Here is a 19870-nt window from a genome sequence, read left to right on the forward strand (position 1 = left end):
ATTCCCGTGAGATGCTGGTGTATCTGGTACACTTGCAGGGACTTGTCCAAATCCCGGAACGAGTTTTCCCGATGAGCCTGGCGATCGAAACCCGTCAATTGAGCCGCTACTTCAATGATTTTCGAGCGGTCAACGAAATCAACCTGAGCGTCGAACGAGGCACTTTTTACGGCTTCCTCGGCCCAAACGGGGCGGGTAAGTCCACCACCATCAAGATGCTCACCGGATTGCTTGCCCCCTCGGGCGGGGAGATGCTTGTTCTCGGCAAGAACGTCTCCGATCCGAAGGAGGCTCTGGAGGTCAAGCGGCACGTCGGCGTCATCCCGGAGAACCTGTCGCTGTTCGACAATCTGACAGCCCGTGAGTTCCTCACGTTTGTCGGCCGGATGTATCTGTTGCCGCGCGATACCGTCCGCACCCGGTCGAATGAGTTGTTGGAATTGCTTGGCCTCGACAACGAGGACAAGAAACTCACGCTCGAATACTCCCACGGCATGAAGAAGAAACTGGCCCTCGCGGCTGCTTTGTTGCCGAATCCCGATTTGTTGTTCCTTGACGAGCCTTTCGAGGGGGTGGATGCCGTCACATCGCGGGTGATCCGGGATTTGCTCGCGGGGTATGTTGCCCGCGGGTCCACGGTGTTTCTTACGACGCACATCTTGGAAATCGTCGAAAAACTTTGCACCCATGTCGGCATCATCGTCCGGGGTTGTCTTGTCGAACAAGCCTCGATGGAGAGCATTCGGCAGGGGCTTTCGCTGGAAGATCGCTTCTTGCAAGTGGCCGGGGGAGACGAGGCGGTCGCCCCGAAGATTAGCTGGCTGGAGGGAGCGGCGTCGTGAATATCGAACATTTTCGCGCGTTTACCTGGCTCCGCTGGCGGATTCGGATCAACCAACTCAAACGGGGCGGCATTGGCAACACCATCGTTTTGGCAATGCTGGCGGTTTCCTTAGCGGCGGGCGCGACGGGCGCACTTATCGGCGGATTCTCCGTCGGATGTTTTGTTCTCGCCGATGTTTCGCCGACGATCTTGATGTACGTGTGGGATGGAATCGTCGCGGGCTTCTTGTTTTCGTGGATGATTGGCCTGATGACCGATTTGCAACGGACGGACAGCCTGTCTCTGGACAAGTTTTTACATCTGCCTGTTTCGCTTCGTAGCGCGTTTCTGATCAACTATCTCAGTTCGCTGGCCGGGATGACGATGATTCTGTTCGTCCCGATGATGTTCGGCCTCTCGCTTGGGTTGGTCTTCGGTCGCGGGGCGATCATGCTGTTGATGCTCCCGCTGGTGACGGCCTTTTTCTGGGCGGTTACGGCGGTCACCTATCAGTTCCAAGGCTGGCTGGCCTCGATGATGGGCAACCCCCGCCGCCGGAGGACGATCATCGGCGGGGTGACCATTTCGTTCGTGTTGCTGGCTCAAGCCCCCAATTTGCTGAACATCCTTCGACCGTGGGGCCGATCTGAGACGAAAATTGCCAATGAGCGATTGGAAAAAGTAACCAAGCTGAGCGAGGATTTACAGGCCAAACTAATCAAGCCCGAGGAATACGCCCCGAAATACCAGCAGATCATGGATGACGAAAAAGCCAACCGCGATGCCCATGACAAGCAGATGGACCAACAACTTGAAGTGTACGTCCGGCTGTTGAACATGGTCCTGCCGCCTGGCTGGCTTCCACTTGGAGCGGATGGTCTTGCGGGGGGCAATCCCCTTCCGACGCTGTTGGGAACGCTCGGTTTCTCCCTCATCGGGGCCGGGAGTTTGTGGCGGGCCTATCGCACGACTTTGCGACTGTACACCGGACAGTTCACCGCCGGGAGTGTGACCGCGCCAAACACGCCTGCCGTCGTCAAATCCGCGACCAGTGCGAAGCCGGACCCCAACCGGGTGCGGTTGGTGGAATACGAGATTTCGTGGATTCCGGAGCAGGCGGCCGGGGTGGCGTTCGCCGGGTTTCGGTCGCTGACACGCGCCCCCGAGGCGAAGATGTTGCTGGTCATGCCGATCATCTTTGGGGTGATCTTCGGCGGGATATTTATTGCCAACGCCCCGTCGATTCCCCCGGCATATCGGCCGTTTCTCGCCTTTGCCGGCATGGCGATGATGATGTTCAGCATGCAACAATTGATCGGCAATCAATTCGGCTACGACCGTGCCGGTTTCCGGGCGTTTGTGATGGGTCCGGTTCCCCGGCGGGAGATATTGATGGGAAAAAACCTCTCGTTTTTTCCTTTCGCGGCCACCTTCTGTCTGATCGTCCTGATTGGCATCCAATGCTTTTTGCCGATGCGGGTCGATCATTTGCTCGGCTGTCTTCCCCAAGTGATCACGGTTTTTCTGTTGATGTGTCTGCTGGCAAATCTGTTGTCGATCTTCGCCCCGCTTGCCATCGCGGCCGGTTCGACGAAAGCGACCAACGTCAGACTGTTGCCCGTGCTGATCCACATGATGGCCATGATGTGCCTGCCGGTGCTATTCCTCCCGGCGATCATTCCCTTCATCATTGAAATCACCCTCAGCGAACTCGGCTGGCTCACCGGTGTTCCGCTGGCGCTGGGGTTGAATGTGATCGTGACGCTGGCAACGGTGTGGGGCTACCGGCGACTGCTGACTTGGCAGGGAGACTTGCTTCAATCCCGCGAACAACGCATTTTGGAAGTGGTCACGTCGAAGGGTGAATAACCGATGTGAAGCCGCGACGCGAAGTCTTCGGAGCGGAGCGAGGACTTCCGGCGTTCAAGCGTTCGTGTCAACGGCCAGCATTTGAACACATGGAGTCCTCGCTCCGCTCCGAAGACCCCGCGTCGCGGCTTCACATCGGTTATTTCCCAACAGCGTTCTCCAAGTCTAAACTAGTGGAATGAAGATTGCACTGATCACCGCCGGGGCCGCCGGGATGTATTGCGGTTCCTGCATGAGGGACAATACGCTGGCGGCCGCCCTCATCAAACTCGGGCACGATACCCTCCTGATCCCCACCTATACGCCCATCCGCACGGACGAGGAAAACATCTCTGAAACCCGTGTTTTCATGGGCGGGATCAACGTCTTCCTGCAACAACAATTCTGGCTCTTTCGGCACACGCCCTGGCTTCTGGATCGGCTGCTAAACTTCCCGCGATTACTGCGATGGGTTTCCCCGCTCGCGGCCCGCACGAAGGCCGCGAAGCTGGGGAGCCTGACCATTTCCATGTTGAAGGGGCCGCGAGGCAAACAACGCAAGGAAGTTCGCAAACTCGTTGAATGGCTCGCCACGGATTTCAAGCCGGATGTGGTGTTGCTGACCAATGTGCTGCTCTCCGGCTTTGTGCCAGAGTTGAAGAAGGCATGGCCCGCCCCGGTTGTCGGGGTGTTGCAAGGGGACGATATTTTCTTGGAGGCTCTGCCGGAAACCGACCGGAGACGCTGTGTCGAACTCATCCACGAAAACGACCCGGCTTTCGCCGGTTATATCTCCACCAGCCGTTTTTATGCCGATGCGATGGCCCCATATCTCAAGTTGCCTCGGGAGAAGATCCAAGTGGTTTATCCCGGCATCAACCTGAAAGGGCACGGCGGCCCGCGCGAGCATCGGTCTGCCCCGCCGTACATCATCGGCTACTTTGCCCGCATCTGCCGGGAGAAGGGTTTTCATCACATCGTCGAGGCGTTTCGGCTGATTCGGGAGATGCCGAACGCCCCGGAATGCCGGTTGAAAGTGTCCGGCTGGCTTGGTGAGAACAACCGCCCGTTTTTCGACGAACAAATGCTCAAATTACGATTCGCCGGGCTGGCCGAGTTCGTCGAGCATGTTGATTGTCCGACCCACGAACAGAAGGTGGCGTTCCTCCAGTCGGTCGATGTGCTTTCAGTGCCGACGACGTACCATGAACCGAAGGGCCTCTACATCTTGGAAGCCTTGGCGAATGGCACGCCCGTGGTGCAACCGGCTCACGGTTCTTTCCCGGAACTCATCGAAGCCACCAACGGCGGCGAACTGGTGCCCCCGGACGACCCGGCGGCCTTGGCCAATGCCATTGTGAAGTTACTCAACGACCCGGCCCGGCGCCGGGAATTGGCCGAGCGCGGCGGCCGGGCGGTGAATGAAATCTTCACGGCCGAGGCGATGGCCCTCAACACCCTTTCTGTTCTGGAACAGATTGTCAAGAAAAGTGGTCAGTGATCGGTGGCTAATTGCTGTTTGAGGCTGAACGATGAGCAATACGTTTCGGACGAAGAAGCGGGTTGAATTCGGTGACACCGACATGGCTGGAATCGCCCATTTTTCAAACTTCTTCCGCTATATGGAGATTGCGGAAACGGATTTTCTCCACGCCCGCGGCCTGTCCGTCTCCGGGGTGTTTAACGGGCTGAAAATCGGGTTTCCCCGTGTGGCCGTCGCCTGCGATTTCATGCGCCCGGCCCGGTTCGAGGATGTCTTGGATATTGATGTGACGATCGAAGAAATTGGCCGAAAATCAATCCGTTATCGATTCAACTTCAGCCGGGATGGCAAGGAACTGGCTGTTGGCCGAATCACGGCTGTGTGTTGCCGGACAACGGCCGATCACGGCATGGAATCGATGGAGATTCCCGAGGACATGCGACGGCGGTTGGAAGGGAAGTAAAAGGCCAGAGAAGATTAACCACAAAGACGCAAAAGTCACACAAAGATTCACAGAGAAGACTTCTGAAGAAACATTTCTTCGATCTTCTTCGTGAAACTTTGTGTGACCTTTGCGTCTTTGTGGTTGCTGCTTGCTTTTTCAGCTTTGATTATTTCAAAGCTGATTCAATGGCGGCGACCAAGGCGGCGTCATCGGGGGCTGTCTTCGGGGCGAAGCGGGCGGCCACTTTGCCGTCCTTGCCGACGAGGAACTTCTCGAAGTTCCAGCTAATGTCACCCTTGCCGGCCGGCTTGGTGTCCACGCTCGTCAGGTATTCGTACAGCGGGTCAATGCCCTTGCCCTTGACGACGACCTTGCTCATCATCGGGAAGGTGACGCTGTACTTCGCGGTGCAGAACTTTTCGATTTCTTCGTTCGTGCCCGGCTCTTGCTTGCCGAACTCGTTGGCCGGGACGCCGATGATGACGAGGCCTTGATCCTTGTACTTTTCGTACAGGGCTTCGAGGCCTTTGTATTGCGGGGTGAGGCCGCACTTGCTGGCGACGTTCACGAACAGAACGACCTTGCCCTTGTACTTCGACAGTTCGACCGGGCTGCCTTTGATGTCCTTCAGCGTGAATTCGAGCGGGCTCATTTTGTCACCTGATTTTTCAGCGGCGAGAGCCGGGAACGCCAGACCGGCGACGGCGACGGCGGAAACGAGAAACCGAAACATGCGGGACTCCTGTTGAGTGGTACTTCGGCGGGACTTGGTTACGATACCAAAGCACCCGCCTCACGGCGACAATCGTTCGATAATCCAACGCCCTTCGGCCAGGCGATAACGAAGGCGATCATGCAACCGGCTGGGCCGGCCCTGCCAGAACTCGAACACCAAGGGAACCACGCGAAAGCCCCCCCAATGAGGCGGCCGGGGAACCGCTTCCCCGGCATAGCGGGCGTCGAGTTCCCGCTGTTTTGTCTCCAGTTCCTCGCGTCCGGAAATCACCGAACTTTGGAGGGAGGCCCAAGCCCCGAGGCGGCTGTTCCGGGGGCGGCTGTGGTAATAACCGTCCGACTCGGCTTCGGTGGTTCGTTCGACCCGGCCTTCAATGCGGATTTGCCGTTCGAGGTCCGGCCAGAAAAAGACGAGGGCCGCCTGCGGATTATTCAGCAGTTCCACCCCCTTGCGGCTTTCATAGTTGCTGAAGAACTGCAAGCCCCGGCTGTCGAACCCCTTGAGCAACACGATCCGGGCCGAGGGAAAACCGTCGGGGGTGCAGGTGGCCAGCGTCATCGCGTTCGGTTCCACAACCCCGGCCGAAATGGCCTGGTCGAACCACGTTTGAAACTGCGTGAACGGGTTGGCCGAGACGTCGGCTTCGTGCAAACCCTTTAATCCGTAGTCTTTGCGAATGTCAGCCAAGTTCATGGTCGGGGAGTTTCCGGAGGGTGAGTTCTGGCGATGGCCGTCAGAGGTAACCAGCCCGGTTGACCGCCGGGCAAGCGAACATAGAGCCAGCCGCCGCGTTCTTCGAGGGGCGTTGTCTCCACCCCGGCGGGAATCGGCTGGTCGAATCGTTTTGGGAATTCCGCGTTATTTCCCGTGCGCAAAAAAGCTGGTTCGGTCAGCACGGCCACCGGTTTCGCCCAATGGTCGGCGTGCTGTTCTTGCGTGGAATGCCACGTCCACACACCGCCCCATGCGAGCGTCGAGAATATCAACCCGGCGAATAAAGACTCGATGCGGCGGCGAGACAGCCACTGGAGCAACAGGCCTCCCCCCGCAATGCTCATGGCCACAAAGACTAGAAAGAACGCCATCGGCGGGATGGCTTGTTGAGAGACTGGCGGCGGCATTGGCCGACAGGCATCGGCCAGATCGGCCATCGGAGGCAGAATCACTTGCTCGCGTGTGAATCGCAAGCCGCTTAACAACGCCTGATCTTCGGGGAACAGTTTCAACCCGTCGCGGTAGGCCAGGATGCTTCGGCCGGTGTCCCCCGCGAGGAACCATGCTTGTGCCCGATGGCGGGCAAGACCCGGCGAGCGGTTCGTATCTTCCCAAGCAAGGTCATACTGGATAGCGGCCTCACGAAAATGCCCGCGAGCCACGGTTGCCCGGTCGCGGGTTTCCAACCCCCGCCGGTACGCATCCTCGGCCTGTTCAACGGCGGTCAATGTGGACGATCCCAACACGGTGACGAGGAAGAGAATGTTCATCTCTCCTCCCATCGTCGCACCAGATCGAGGGCGGCCATTCGTAAATCGTTGACCGTTTTGTGCTCGCCGGGGCCAAAACGAAATTCGTCGATGCGGGCGACAAAGACCGCCCACTCGTCTGCACGCGGTCCATCATCTGCCCGAATGGCCGCGTGATACTCATTCATGACGGCCCGTAGTTCGTCGAGGGTGAGGCTGTCTCGATCCAAGCGGCGAGTCGTCCGGCGGGCGACGCGGTGGCGTTGACGTCGTTGAAAACCTTCACGGCCTTCATCCTGCCGCCAGAGCCAAAAGGCTAATAATCCAAAGGGGACCAAGAGAAGGGCGAGAACCCGCCGGGCCATTTTTGGCGTGGCCCACGGCTCCGGGGTGTCGTCGAGTGATTCGGCAAAGGCCGGGATTTCCAACGGCGTCGGCGGCAACACCGGCGGGTCGGCGGGTTTCGTCACCGTGATCGGAATTGCGTCGGTGTGGGCCGTGCGGAAAGGCAAACCCGGCCTGTCCGGTGTTTGCGGAAGGTTGGAGTCGTAATACCGAAAAACAATCCCCGGCACTTCGGCGATATCTGACCGACGCGGGCGAAGCCGATAACGGAAGACTCGTTCATCCGCTTTGACGGTCGGGCCATCCGGCAACGCCTCCGCTTGGAAGTCTCGTTTGAAGACACCCATGTCATCAAGATCTTCAAGGTTTGGCCGGCGAACATTGGGGGCGTTCAGCAGTTTGGCCACGCGGAGAGTGAGCGTGCAATATTCGTCTCGGGTAAACGTGGTCGGTTCGACATCGACCTTGATGGTCACTCCATGACCGGCCGCCCCGAAAAATCGCTCTGGCTGGCCGACGACGGGAATGGTCACCTCGTCGGCGACAAGCGACCCAGCACACGCGATCAGGAAGAGAATCGCCCGCATTCACTCATGGTATGCGTCGGTCTGAATGTGGTGGAAGCGGGGGGATGAAAAAAAGAAACGCCGCGAATGTGCATGACATTCACGGCGTTCCAGGAGATCCGCAGGTGCGTCAACATCCGCAGATGTGGAATATTCTAACAGGGGTCTGCGCGAATGTTCAAGGGGTCTTTCCATTTCTACCACGTAATTCCTGTCACCCCGAAACGACTTGCGGTATCTAACTCATGCGGGCCATCGTTTTGGGGATTGGAATTGAGGCAAGAGGCGAATTACGTTGCCCCGGCGTCGGCATAACCTTTCCCTCCCACCCGTCAACGGAGGCACCATGTGTACGTTGAGCATTGTCCCGCTGCCTGTTAGCCGCGTGCGATTCGCCTTCAACCGCGACGAACGACGAACCCGCCCGGCCGGGTTGCCACCGATACAGCGAGAGTATGGCCGACACTCGGCCCTTCACCCCATCGATCCTGCGTCCGGGGGGACATGGCTGGCCGTGAACGATGCCGGGTTGGTGATGGCGATCCTGAACCAGAATCCGGTTGTGAAACCCGATGGCGTTCCGCGACGAAGCCGGGGGAAAATCATTGCCGAACTGCTCTCATGCGACACGCCCGCGTCGGCCTTGAATACCGCTGAGAAAAACTTCCGTTTTGAGGATTTTGCACCGTTTCAACTGATTCTTGCAGGACAGGGCAGTATCGCCCGGATCAAGTGGGACGGCCAACAGTCGATGGTCTCCAGCCAGCCATTCGGCGGGAATCCGTTGATGGTCACGTCTTCGGGCTTGGGGGATCACCTCGTGGATGATGTCCGCCGGGAGTTGTTTGATTCATTTCTGGCAACCCCGCCCGAGGAATGGGAAAAGGCCCAACGAGCGTTTCACCGGCATCAGTGGCCGGATCGTCCGCACCTGAGCGTGAACATGGCCCGCGAAACCACCCGCACTGTCAGCCATTCCGTGATCGAGTTGACGGAGTCTTTGGCCACCTTTGAATACTGGCCGGATGCGCCCGACAAGGTTGATTCCTCCGTTATTCATTCCCTGAAATTGACGGGGAATCACTGATCGAAACGATGTGAATCTTTGTGCGACTTGATTTCTCAACTATTGGCGAAAACAACCATGAATATCCTCGTGACGGCCGGAAACACCCAAACCCCGATTGACCGGGTCCGCTGCATCACCAACATCTTCTCCGGGAAAACCGGCGGGCATATCGCCGCCGTGGCCGCTGCTCGGGGGCATCTCGTCACGGCGCTGACCTCTCATCCGGAATCGGTGCCCGATCCAGGGGCGTTGAAAAAGCTGCGGCCGTATCGAACCTTTGAAGAACTGGAGCGATTGATGGCCGAGGAAATCCCGAACGGTGGGTACGATGCCGTCATTCACGCGGCCGCCGTCAGCGATTACCACCTCGCCGGGGTCTATGCTCCCGCCCCCGGATCGGCCTTCGACCCCGAAACGGCCGTGTGGCAAAGCAATGAAGGGTCGCCTCGAATGATCGACACTGCCGCCGGGAAGGTGAAAAGCCATCACCCGGAATTATGGCTGAGGCTGAAACCTGCCCCGAAACTGGTGGACCGCATTCGCCGGGATTGGAATTTTGCCGGTTTACTAGTGAAGTTTAAGCTGGAAGTGGGTGTGACGGATGACGAACTCCGCGACATCGCCGAGAAATCTCGTCAACAATCTTATGCTGATTTGATGGTGGCCAACACACTAGAAGGTATGCACGATTGGGCGTTCATCGGGGCTGGTTCCTACGACCGCGTTTCCCGCCCCGAACTGGCCGTGCGATTGCTGACCGAACTGGAACGCCCGGATCGCTTGAAGGCGAAATTTTTGACCTTGAAAGAATGAATCTTTGAATGACATCGGACGAGGGGAGAATCATCGGACAATCATATGGCGACGGCGGCAGTCGTGTTGTAAGGTTGTTCAAATTGTTCCCGCTCGCGGAGCCAGGGCATGGGTGAAGAGATCGCCGGACTGGCGACCAAGACGAAGGTATTAAACTCACCGGAGCAATTCGTCGTCCAAGGGGTCGCCAATCCGTATCCGTTCCTCGATTCCCCCCAAAAACCGGATGAACTTGGCCGGTTGGATGAGTATCGGGTGCTGAAATTGCTCGGTCAGGGGGGCATGGCCTATGTGTTTCTGGCCGAGGACACGCACCTTCGCCGTCGCGTCGCCCTCAAGGTGATGAAGCCATCGGCCGATGTCGAAATGTCGGGTAGCAAGCGATTTCTCCGCGAAGCCCGGATGCTGGCCTCCATCAAGCATGAACATGTGGTGACGGTTTATCAGGTTGCCCGCGACAACCCGGCCGTCTTCATTGCCATGGAATGGCTCCAAGGCCAGACGTTGGACGACTGGATCGACAAGAACGGCCCGCCGGAAGTCACCGAGATATTGCGGCTCGCCCGCGAAATCGCCAGCGGTCTGGCGGCGATTCATTCCAATGGCCTCATCCACCGGGACCTAAAGCCGAACAACCTCTGGGTGGAAGAACCAAGCGGCCGTATCAAGTTGCTCGATTTCGGTTTGGTCCGGGCGCTCAAAGACGATGGCCGACTGACCAGTTCCGGCGTCATCATCGGCACGCCCGCCTTCATGTCCCCGGAGCAGGCCCGCGGGGAAGCCATCGACACCCGTAGCGATCTCTTTAGTCTGGGCGGGGTTTTGTATTTCCTGTGTTCCGGTCAGTTGCCGTTTCCATCGGCGACGTCCGTCGGAATGCTGACTTCCGTGGCCTTGAACCAACCGCAACCGATTGGCCAGTTCAATGCAAGGCTTCCCGAACCAGTCGTCAGACTCATCATGGAGTTGCTGGAGAAGAACCCCGACCGAAGGCCGCAATCTGCCACCGAAGTGATCCGACGGATTCAAGAGATGGAAAATTCCATTCCCATCTTGGGCACCGCTGTGGTGGCTCCGCCAACCCTCGGTGAGATCAACGCCTTCGGGGACACGCAAATCGACACGCCGGTGATGCCGACCCATCGGGGTAACCGGAAAACCAAGCGAACGCTGGCCGCTGTCCTCGCCTTGGCAATTAGCCTGCCAGTCACGGTCGGATTGTATTTTGGTTTCGTCAAATCTCCGAATGTGGCAAACGCGGAGTTGCCTGATCCGGGAGTCGGTATTGCCGATTCAGGATCGCCTGGGCCAGCCAAGCCGCCGGCGCCAGCCAAGCCGAAAGGAATTCTTGTCCTCGACGATTGCGACCGCCAATTCAAGGACAAAGACAAATACGAAGACCGACTGACCCTCTTCGACACAGAGGGGAACAAAACGTTCCGGGTGTCCGGTTTCAATGTCAGCCAAACGGTGGCCAACAGTCGAAGAATCGCCACCGATCCGCAACGGGATTGCATTTGGGTGATCGAAAACACTGGGCAACGGATTCAGCGGTTCGATCTGACCGGACAAGTGACCGGGACGATCAACTACGAAGGAAGCGGCTCGGCGGTGGCCGTCGATCCGCAAACGGGCAATGTTTGGGCTCTTTTGTACAACGGGTCGAAGCAAATCGGCAAAACAATCGTGTTCAGCCCGGATGGCAGAACATTGGCCACCCACCCAATTTCGGGATGGGATATCGTTTACGATGCGAAGGCCCGCGCCTTTTGGATTGCCTCCCCGGACCTGACAAAAATCACAGCCGCCACGGGAGAGGTGCTGTTCACCATCAAGATTCCCGGCTGGCTGGCCCCGAGCGTGGATGTCGATCCGAACAGTGGCTCCGCATGGGTGGGGCTGCGCACCCTCAACCCATCGCCGGTCAGCACCAACCGGCTGGTCAAATTCGACGCAGAAGGCCGACAATTAGTGTCCGTGGAGTTGGGAGCCAAACCGCCAACCAAAATTTCGGTAGATCGAGCCGATGGAAGCGTTTGGGTGGCTCACCGGCAGAAATCCGTGGAGCATTTCACGGCTGGCGGCAAACCCGATGGAGAATATGAGGTGGCGGCCCTGACCGTTCAATCCAATCCGCGCGGCGGCGGGATCTGGGTCGTCACGCCCGAGGAGATTGTGAAGATGACAGCCAAGGGCGTCGTCACCAGCCGATACCCTCATGCCGCCACCACCACTGATGCCTGGATCGCCTCACTTGATTGAAGCATTCAGCCTTGGCTCACCGACCCGCCATCATCAACTTCTGGATGGCGGCGGTCGCGGTGGCCAATCGCTCGGACTTTGTTCCGGTCAACGCGACGAAGGGCAGGTTGTGGGCTACTAATTGTTCAACGAACATCTGATTCATCCAATCGCGGATGAGTTCTCCATCCCGCGTGCCGTCCTGTTCAAAGGGTGTGTTCACATCCGTGAGCAAGTAAAGATCGGGCCGACGATGGGCGGCCACAATCGCATCCACTTCCGGCGACCAACCACACATGTATCGGTGATGCCACACTCGCGTGACAAAGGCATCTGTGTCGCAAATCAACACCCGGTTCGCCCGGCAAGCCGCGGCGTTTTCACGGCGGCATTGCTCGCGGGCGATTACGGCGAATTCTTGCGTCACCCAGATGTTTGGCTCGCCCCTCGCCATCTTTTGTTCCCAATATTCCCGGCCATACTCCGGCAACCAGATCGTATTGAACTCGGCTGCCAGATCGGTGGCCAAGGTGGTCTTCCCGGTTGATTCGGCCCCGATCAGGACAACTCGTAGCGTGTAGTATCCACGAACGGGCGGTTCCAGAAAGTCCCACGAGGCCAGCGGATTCGCCCGGACGGCCGTGCCGGAAATCGGCACGGCCGTCCGGGGCTTGTCCACCAGAACATGCCGACAACCGAGGCAGGCCGCGAACCGTTCGCCATAGTCTTCGGACGTGAACACCATATCGGGGGCAAAACCCAACAACCCGATACAGTTCGCCGCCCAAATGGCCGAGTCGTCGGGATCGTATCGGTCGTCAATCAACCATACGTTTGCGGCCGGATGGATCTCCCGCAACCAAGCCGCTCGGAGGACTGCCGGAGGATTTTCGCCGGGCTTGTCGCAGACGATCACATGAACTTCGTCGGCCCCGGCCAAGGCGGCGTCGATCAGATGCTTGTGCCCGCGATGCGGTGGATAGAACTTGCCAACCACCAATCCCCGCGTCGTCATGCTTGTTTCCCGTCGAGATGTCGCCGCCATTCAATCAACCCGGCCACGCACATCGCCAAAAAGACGAAATACAGCCCGGCCGTCAGGTGCATGTCCCGTGACCAGAAGAGGACGACCGAGACTTGATCGACGATGATCCACCCAAGCCACGACTCGATATGCCGACGATTAAGCATCCACTGGGAGGCCAGGCTCAGCGTCGTGACAAACGCATCATAAACGGGGGCCGCCCCGCCAACGGCTTCCAACAATTTGGTCAACCCCAGCCAGACCGCCGGAAATGCCGCCGCCAGAACAGTGAGTTCATCCAACGGAATCCGGCGAACCGGGGTGACCTCGGCCCGTCCTCGCACCCACGAAATCCACCCGTGAATGCCCAGCAGGATAAACACCACCTGAAGCCCGGCATCCGCGAATAACCGCCCGTCGGCAAAGAACACCAGATAAGCCGTGCAACTGACAATGCCAATCGGGAAGTTCCAGACACTTCGCCGGACGACCAGCAGAACACAAGCCGCCCCGGTTAGGGTGCCCATCGTTTCGAGCCAAGAAGATGAAACCCATGCGAAAGTTTTGGCGACAAGCAAAGTGATGGCCGTGAGGACAAACATCACGACGGTGGCCGTCTTCAAATTGCCGCCCACCGGTTCGCTTGGTTCCGCGTCGTCTTTCGCTTCGCCCACAATCTCATCCACCTCTCAAGAACGCCGATCCGGCTTTGTCGCCCGAAACTCACCCGATGACTTGGCGACGGCCATCGTAACAGATCGCCCGTTGCCGCTCCGCCACGAACTCCCAATCGAGTCGGTGCGGAGGTTCGAGGAAGTGGCGGTAGGCAACCGCCATCTGCCGGGCGGCCTCCGTAAAGGGCATCCCGCCGAACCCCGTGCCCATCGCCGGGAACGCCACCACTTCAATCCGCTGGCCGGGGTTCTGTTGGTTATGGGCTTGGATGGCGAGAAACGCCGCCCAAGTGGCGGCATACACCTTGTCGGTTCCCTCAATGCTGCCGGGCACACGCATCGTCGGAGCGTGAGCCAAAAACGGAAGCGACGGATCTCCGGTCGGCAGGATAAAAGCCGTGCCAACCGGTTGCTCCCCGAAATATTGGTCCATGATCCGGTGCTGAACATCCCGCATCAGCGGTTCGCCGAACCGCCGAATCACAGCGGCATCAATCCCGGCCGTCATCAGCCCGAAAGCATTCCCGGCGGTGACGAAACAATCGTGCGGTTCCAAATCTTCAAAACGGCCGCGGACAACACGAACGTTCGGCAAACCAGCAAACCGTTGCCGAAAGGCATCACCCATCGCCTCGTCGGGGTGAACCAGCCAAAGGTCTTCGAGCATTTCTGGATTCCTTGAGTGTCACCCGTCCGGACACGGCAACTTTCCGAGAGGCTCGCCGAGATTATTCTTTTGACAGACCGAGATGAAAAGAGTGGCCGGGGGACATGGTGACGACGCACGGCGGCATTTTTGTCCGCAATGAGATGTCATCACAACTGATTGCAGGCTAACCCTTTGCGAACGGAGCAACCTTCCTTGAAAATCAATCAAAATCCACCGGTCATCATGGAGGCGTTGTCGTCATCAATATTTCCAACCAGCGTGAAGGTTAATGTCGATCCGCTCACCGAGAGATCAACCGAATCAAACTTTTTGCCTTTGCCACCCCCCGTCTTCAACGATTGGGCAAACAATTTCATGAGCGTCTCGGCTTGCTTGGCCGCATTCTCATCCGCAAACACCAATGATTGATTCATCTTCATTTGATTCCCGACAATTTTGCCACTGCCATATTCAAATTTTGGGGGAGCAAATCCAAATCCCGCCCCGGCGTTAGCACCGCCGGTGGACACTTTAACCTCCCAGATGTCTCCGCTTGTTTTTCCAATCAAATTTTTCATGTCAGCGGACACGGTGACTTTCGATTCCTTTTGCAACAAACCGGTCATTGTCCCGTCATTCGCATCATCCCCGGAACAAAATACCAACATCGTTCCTGTCGGAAGATGAAAAGTACCCGAGGGGCCTTTGTAATACTTTTTGCCGGCCGCCGTCTTCTCCGTGGCGTTGGCGGACTTCATCATTTTGGCGGCATCAAGCGTGGTTTTTGAACGAACCACGAATGTCTCCGCCCCGCCTCCTTGGGCAACCATTACCTCATCCACATCATTTAGAGACATTCCAATATTCTCAAGACGTGAAAGCTTGGGTTGGATGCCTCGTTTGAGCGAAGGAAAACCGCTGATCGTCGCGTATTTCACCCCGTTGATATGGGTGCTGCCGCTCGGCGCCCAAGCAAGCATGTCCGAAGAAGCACCGCCGCCGGAGAAGATCAGGAAATAAGCCCCGGTCAACACCCCGCCGCACATCAAAAACAAGAGCGGCAGCCCGATGGCCAGCATGAGGACGAGCGGCTTCTTTCCCTTCTTCTTTGATTTCTTGCGGGAAGAGGGGGCGTCGTCATCCTCTTCCTCGTCGTCATCCCGCCCCTTTTTGGATCGTGGCCGGTCATCTTCTTCGTCGTCCTCGTCACGGGATTTCTTCTTGGATCGTGGCCGGTCATCCTCGTCGTCGTCATCCCGCTTCTTTTTGGATTTTGGCCGGTCGTCCTCGTCATCATCGTCTGTCCGCTTCTTCTTGGAACGCGGTCGGTCGTCATCATCGTCCTCGTCACGGGATTTTTTCTTAGAACGAGGCCGGTCGTCCTCGTCGTCATCGCGGCGTTTTTTGGACTTGGGTTTTTCCTCCAGTTCGTCATCAACAACCTCTGCCGCCTCCAGTTCTTCTTCTCTTCGCACGGCTTTCGATTTTTGAGTCGAGGGGGGCGGCGGGGGAACCGGGGGACGCGAGTTTACCGGACTGGAGGCGGTGCCGGGCAGTTCCGGCGAATCTTCTGTCGTGGTAAATGCGTGTTTACACTGCGGACAGGTGACTGCTTTGCCGGCCGGCACGAGAGCGGCTGTTTTCAAGCGGGCCGAACATTCGGGGCAGGTGACAACAAATGGCATGCGAGAACCTTAAGTTCGCTTGTGGCGATGACTAAATGAGGGAGTAACGACAATATTGATGAGGGCTTAAAAATGTGATTGTAAACGAAGCGGGCGGCACAATCAATCGAGCGCCACGAGGCAATCGTAGATGAGCCGGGTATCCCGCCGATGGGTTTCCAAATCCTTCAAAAAGCGATTGCGGGCTGGCTCGTCCCCGGCGGGATAACCCATCCGGCGGGCGAACTTTTCGAGTTCTTCCGCCGATTCGGGATACTCGCTTGCCGGGCGGTTCAGCAACACGCGAAGCCGGGCTTCCGCGAGCCGGTGGAACGAATAGCTGGCGACCAGCCGATCATGCTGTTCCGGGGTCAGCAGGCCATGATCGCGGAAGCACGCCAGGCTTTCCCAAGTGTTCGTCAGGCAAAGCATCGGCAATCGCTGGCCGTGACGGATCTGCATGGCCTGCACCAGAAACTCAATGTCCGTCATTCCCCCGGCGGCCCGGCGCAAACTGCGGGGCGTTCCGGCATGTTCCAGCCGGTCGCGCATTTGCCGGATCTCCCGCACCACTTCAATCGTCCACGGGATGTCCACGGCCGCATGACGGACCCGGGCCATCATCTCCGTCGCAAACGCCGGATCGCCATGCAAGACGCGAGACCGCGTGAGAGACTGGCGTTCCCAAATCTGCGCGCTCTTTGCCTCGAAGTACCGTTGAAATTCCCCGAGCGGCACGACGAGGCTGCCGGACTTTCCGGTGGGTCGCAAACGCATGTCCACTGCGTAAAGACGCCCCATCGGTCCCAGATTGCTGAGAGTCTTGATGATCCGCCGGGCGAGATCGGTGAAATATTCATAATGATCGACGGATTTTGGCCCCGCCGTGCGTCCCTCGCCGGCGTAGACCAGCACCAAATCGAGATCGCTGTGGTAACTCATCTCCCGGCCGCCGAGTTTCCCGAGGGCCAGAATCACATACGGCCCGGCGTCCCCGTGGCGCTCCCGCAACAGGACTTCCTGTCGGCGGGCCACTTCCACGAACAAGGTCTCGGCCACGTCGCTTAATTCGGCGGTCACTTCCCGGACATCGGTCTTGCGCAACAGATCCCGCACGGTGATCCGCAGGATTTCCTTGTCTTGGAAACTGTGAAGGATGGATTCCACGGCATCGGGGGCATCTGCCCCTTTCAGCAGTTCCGTGAGTTCATTTCGCAGGTCGGCCAATTCTCGGGGTCGGTTCAGAATCAGGCTGTCCAGCAGGTCGTCGATCATCCCCGGATTATTGATGAGTATTTGCGCGAGGAAAGGGCTGTCGCAAATGTCCACATACAGCTTCAACGATGGCGGGTTGAAACTGAACAGTTCCCATAACACGGCTTTGCCGCCAAGGGAGGCCGTCACCTGTTCCAAGTTGGTGAGCGCCTGATCCGGGTCGGTCGTGCTGCCGACGGCCCGGAGCAATTGCGGGGCGATGTTGGCCAGAAAATGCCGGCAGCGCCGGGTGGAGAGGAATCGTTGTTCCTGTGTCAACTCCATCATGTTCCGCCATGCGGCCGCCACATCGCGGAAGCCGTATTTGCCCAGCACTTGGGTAACGGTTACGATGTCCGGGTCCGGATCGAGGATGAGGTCGCTTTCCGGTTCGGCATCCTCTGTGGTGTCCGCGAAGGTCAGGTGCAGCAGGTGATTAAGGATCGTCCGGTTCAGCCGGGTTTTTTCTTGATAATCGAGAAGGAACTGGTCGAGCGGGTCCACCAGCAAGTCACGAGCGTCCAGAGTGGGGACGACCGAAGGCTCGTCGAGCGGGGAATGTTTTTGGGCACCAAGCGAACTCCCGCCGCGATTCGGCTCGGCGGCTCTCGGCATGTCCCCGGTGGTCTTGGTCTGGTAACCGCTTCGCAGGGCGAGTTTGCGGAGTTCATCCGCCGATTCTGGCAGAATGTGGGTCTGCAAGTCGAAGAGCAATTGCAACCGGTGTTCGATCTTTCGCAGGAAGCGATAGGTGTCGTCGAGTCCCCGGTACTCGGCATCCGTCAGACACCCGGCTTTTTCGAGGGCTTGCATCGCCCCGAGAGTGTCCCGTTTGCGCACCGCCGGGGTGTCCCCGCCGTTGAGGAGTTGCAAAAACTGGATGGTGAATTCGATGTCCCGGATGCCGCCGGCACCGATCTTCACCTCGCGTCCCTTGGTCTCCTGCCGGGCTTTTTGTTCGATTTTCCGCTTCATCGCCTTGATCTCGTTGATCTCGGCAAAGCTCAGGAATCGCTTGTAAACAAACGGCTGGATCGCCTCCAAAAACTCAGCCCCCAGCGAAAGATCCCCGGCCACCGGGCGAACTTTGATGAGGGCCTGCCGTTCCCAAGTGCGGCCGAGCGTGTCGTAATACGAGAGCGTGTTGCTCAGGGACTTGGCGAGCGCCCCCCGCTGGCCCTCGGGCCGAAGCCGGAAATCGACCCGATAAGCTTGGCCCCGGTCCGTGTGGGAAGAGAGCAACCGGATCAATTCGGAGACGACGCGGGAATAAAACTCGTCGTGCCCGACCGGCCTGCGACCGGTTGTTCGGCCCTCTTCGTCGTAGACCACGATCAGATCGATGTCGCTGGAATAATTGAGTTCGCCACCGCCGAGTTTGCCGAAGGCCAGCACACAGGCCCGGCCGGGATTGCCGTATCGCAGGCACATGGAGCGGAGGGCCGTCTCCCAACCGACGATCAACGCGGCATCGGCCACCCGTGAAAGATCGGCGGTGATCTCCTCCAACGGCCGGTCCCTAACGATGTCGTTTACCCCGATGCGGAGCAATTGCTCCCGGCGAAATCGGCGGATCGTCCGCAGGACGCCGTTATCGTCCCCGGCGAGATTCACACTTTGCCGCAGGGTTTCCGTCAACTCGTCCAACGTGGGCGTTCCCCTCAGCGGGGCGGTGGCCGTCTCCAGAAAATCCGGATCGAGGGCAAGGACATCGCCGAAGAATTGCGAGGTGCCGATGAGTTGAACCAACGCTCCGAATCTCGCTCCGTCGTCGGCAAACAAGCGGTCGCGAAATTCGAGGGAGGGTTTGTTTGCCAGAATCCGCTCAAGAGCGTTCAGCGCGAGATCGGGGTCCGGCGATTCCGGCAGATATTTGGTGAAGTACGGCAGCCATGCGGAGAAACCTGTCCCCAGATGCCCGCCGATGGCCTGAAGATTGCGGAAGCCACGGGCAAAATCCTCCAGCCCCCAAGAATCCAGCAAGGGGGTGGCCTTCGCCAAGGTGGCAGGAACGGCGGACGGCTTCATTGCCACGGGGCGAGATCCAGGAAGTTTTGCAGAATCTTCGGTCCCTCAACCGTGAGGAAACTCTCCGGGTGGAACTGCACTCCATGCAACGGCCAAGTCTTGTGCCGGACGCCCATGATCTCCCCCTCGGCCGTCCAGGCGCTCACCTCGAAATCCGGGTTGTGGAAGCTGTCCCGGTTGATGACGAGGCTGTGATACCGGGTTGCGTCAAAGGGATTGCTCATCCCGGCGAACAAGCCCTTGCCGTCGTGATGGATCGGAGAGACCTTGCCGTGCATGATCCGCCAATTGCGGATCACTTCTCCGCCGAAACTATGGCCGATGCACTGATGCCCGAGACAGACGCCAAACGTGGGTACTTTCGGGGCAAAGTGTTTCAAAATCTCGTTGCTCAGCCCGGCTTCCTTCGGCGAACAGGGGCCGGGCGAGATGATGACATGCGTGGGGTTAATGTCGTCGAGTTGTTCCAAGGTGACTTGATCGTTGCGAAAAACCACCATCGGCAGCCGGGCGTTCAGTTCCCCGAACCGCTGAACGAGGTTGTATGTGAACGAATCATAATTATCGATCAGCACGATCATTCGTCTTCACCCGAGAACGCCCTGCGAATTCCGTCTCCTGTTCAAGTTATCCGCAATCCCGGCCGTTGACCAATCAGACGGCGGCCGGGTTGTGTCTTCCATCCGGGCGGGCATTGCCGTAACCTAGTCAGGGGTGTGCTAACCCCTGTCTCCCTCCGGCCCGG

17 protein-coding genes are annotated in these 19870 nt (G+C 58.3%); 7 read left to right on the forward strand and 10 right to left on the reverse strand.

From position 1 onward, the window contains the following. Window positions 1–71 precede the first annotated feature (71 nt). The 4 genes from BGIM_RS0120800 to BGIM_RS0120815 all read left to right on the forward strand — a co-directional run bounded on the left by BGIM_RS0120800 (window position 72) and on the right by BGIM_RS0120815 (window position 4617). On the forward strand, window positions 72–842 hold the full coding sequence (locus BGIM_RS0120800) for an ABC transporter ATP-binding protein (RefSeq protein ID WP_029630230.1): 771 nt from the start codon (window positions 72–74) through the stop codon (window positions 840–842). Continuing rightward, complete coding sequence (locus tag BGIM_RS0120805) at window positions 839–2692, forward strand: ABC transporter permease (protein WP_020471665.1); 1854 nt, start codon at window positions 839–841, stop codon at window positions 2690–2692. Before BGIM_RS0120800 ends, BGIM_RS0120805 begins: the two co-directional genes overlap by 4 nt. A 178-nt stretch (window positions 2693–2870) precedes the next feature. Next, window positions 2871–4172, forward strand: coding sequence for a glycosyltransferase family 4 protein (locus BGIM_RS0120810; RefSeq protein WP_020471666.1), 1302 nt, complete (start codon window positions 2871–2873; stop codon window positions 4170–4172). Window positions 4173–4203: 31 nt separating this feature from the next. Then, window positions 4204–4617 carry an acyl-CoA thioesterase gene (locus BGIM_RS0120815; protein WP_020471667.1) on the forward strand — a complete coding sequence of 138 codons (414 nt, stop codon included), beginning with the start codon at window positions 4204–4206 and terminating at the stop codon, window positions 4615–4617. Window positions 4618–4765: 148 nt separating this feature from the next. Here BGIM_RS0120815 and BGIM_RS0120820 read toward each other — a convergent pair whose 3' ends face one another. Genes BGIM_RS0120820 through BGIM_RS0120835 form a run of 4 tightly spaced genes read right to left on the reverse strand, consistent with a single transcriptional unit; the run spans window position 4766 to window position 7730 of the window. Next, window positions 4766–5332 (reverse strand): glutathione peroxidase, encoded by a 567-nt coding sequence (locus tag BGIM_RS0120820; RefSeq protein WP_020471668.1) that lies wholly within the window; start codon window positions 5330–5332, stop codon window positions 4766–4768. Window positions 5333–5392: 60 nt separating this feature from the next. Next, window positions 5393–6028 carry a pyridoxamine 5'-phosphate oxidase gene (gene pdxH / locus BGIM_RS0120825; protein ID WP_020471669.1) on the reverse strand — a complete coding sequence of 212 codons (636 nt, stop codon included), beginning with the start codon at window positions 6026–6028 and terminating at the stop codon, window positions 5393–5395. Beyond that, window positions 6025–6819: an SH3 domain-containing protein gene (locus BGIM_RS0120830; protein ID WP_020471670.1), complete on the reverse strand. Its 795-nt coding sequence runs from the start codon at window positions 6817–6819 to the stop codon at window positions 6025–6027. The genes pdxH and BGIM_RS0120830 overlap by 4 nt, the downstream gene beginning before the upstream one ends. Further along, window positions 6816–7730: a BatD family protein gene (locus tag BGIM_RS0120835; protein WP_020471671.1), complete on the reverse strand. Its 915-nt coding sequence runs from the start codon at window positions 7728–7730 to the stop codon at window positions 6816–6818. Before BGIM_RS0120835 ends, BGIM_RS0120830 begins: the two co-directional genes overlap by 4 nt. Before the next feature lie 325 nt (window positions 7731–8055). On the opposite strand from BGIM_RS0120835, the gene BGIM_RS0120840 reads away from it, so the two are divergent. The 3 genes from BGIM_RS0120840 to BGIM_RS57940 all read left to right on the forward strand — a co-directional run bounded on the left by BGIM_RS0120840 (window position 8056) and on the right by BGIM_RS57940 (window position 11853). Continuing rightward, window positions 8056–8796, forward strand: coding sequence for an NRDE family protein (locus tag BGIM_RS0120840; protein WP_020471672.1), 741 nt, complete (start codon window positions 8056–8058; stop codon window positions 8794–8796). 57 nt (window positions 8797–8853) lie between these two features. Then, on the forward strand, window positions 8854–9591 hold the full coding sequence (locus tag BGIM_RS0120845) for a phosphopantothenoylcysteine decarboxylase domain-containing protein (protein ID WP_020471673.1): 738 nt from the start codon (window positions 8854–8856) through the stop codon (window positions 9589–9591). A gap of 108 nt (window positions 9592–9699) precedes the next feature. Then, a complete protein-coding gene (locus tag BGIM_RS57940) occupies window positions 9700–11853 on the forward strand; it encodes a serine/threonine-protein kinase (protein ID WP_020471674.1) in 2154 nt (717 codons plus the stop codon). Between the two features lie 16 nt (window positions 11854–11869). Here BGIM_RS57940 and BGIM_RS0120855 read toward each other — a convergent pair whose 3' ends face one another. The 6 genes from BGIM_RS0120855 to BGIM_RS0120880 form a co-directional block, all read right to left on the reverse strand. Continuing rightward, window positions 11870–12847 carry an AAA family ATPase gene (locus BGIM_RS0120855; protein WP_020471675.1) on the reverse strand — a complete coding sequence of 326 codons (978 nt, stop codon included), beginning with the start codon at window positions 12845–12847 and terminating at the stop codon, window positions 11870–11872. Then, entirely contained in the window at window positions 12844–13542 is a 699-nt protein-coding gene (pnuC, locus tag BGIM_RS0120860) for a nicotinamide riboside transporter PnuC (protein WP_020471676.1), read from the reverse strand. The genes BGIM_RS0120855 and pnuC overlap by 4 nt, the downstream gene beginning before the upstream one ends. 37 nt (window positions 13543–13579) lie before the next feature. After that, entirely contained in the window at window positions 13580–14197 is a 618-nt protein-coding gene (locus BGIM_RS0120865) for a macro domain-containing protein (RefSeq protein ID WP_020471677.1), read from the reverse strand. Between the two features lie 206 nt (window positions 14198–14403). Continuing rightward, window positions 14404–15864: an MJ0042-type zinc finger domain-containing protein gene (locus BGIM_RS57945; protein ID WP_052639911.1), complete on the reverse strand. Its 1461-nt coding sequence runs from the start codon at window positions 15862–15864 to the stop codon at window positions 14404–14406. A gap of 102 nt (window positions 15865–15966) precedes the next feature. Then, window positions 15967–19125 (reverse strand): bifunctional [glutamate--ammonia ligase]-adenylyl-L-tyrosine phosphorylase/[glutamate--ammonia-ligase] adenylyltransferase, encoded by a 3159-nt coding sequence (gene glnE, locus BGIM_RS57950; protein WP_020471678.1) that lies wholly within the window; start codon window positions 19123–19125, stop codon window positions 15967–15969. Continuing rightward, window positions 19122–19706 (reverse strand): anthranilate synthase component II, encoded by a 585-nt coding sequence (locus BGIM_RS0120880; RefSeq protein ID WP_020471679.1) that lies wholly within the window; start codon window positions 19704–19706, stop codon window positions 19122–19124. Before BGIM_RS0120880 ends, glnE begins: the two co-directional genes overlap by 4 nt. Between the last annotated feature and the right edge of the window lie 164 nt (window positions 19707–19870).

This window comes from Zavarzinella formosa DSM 19928 (assembly GCF_000255705.1).
Lineage (GTDB): Bacteria > Planctomycetota > Planctomycetia > Gemmatales > Gemmataceae > Zavarzinella > Zavarzinella formosa.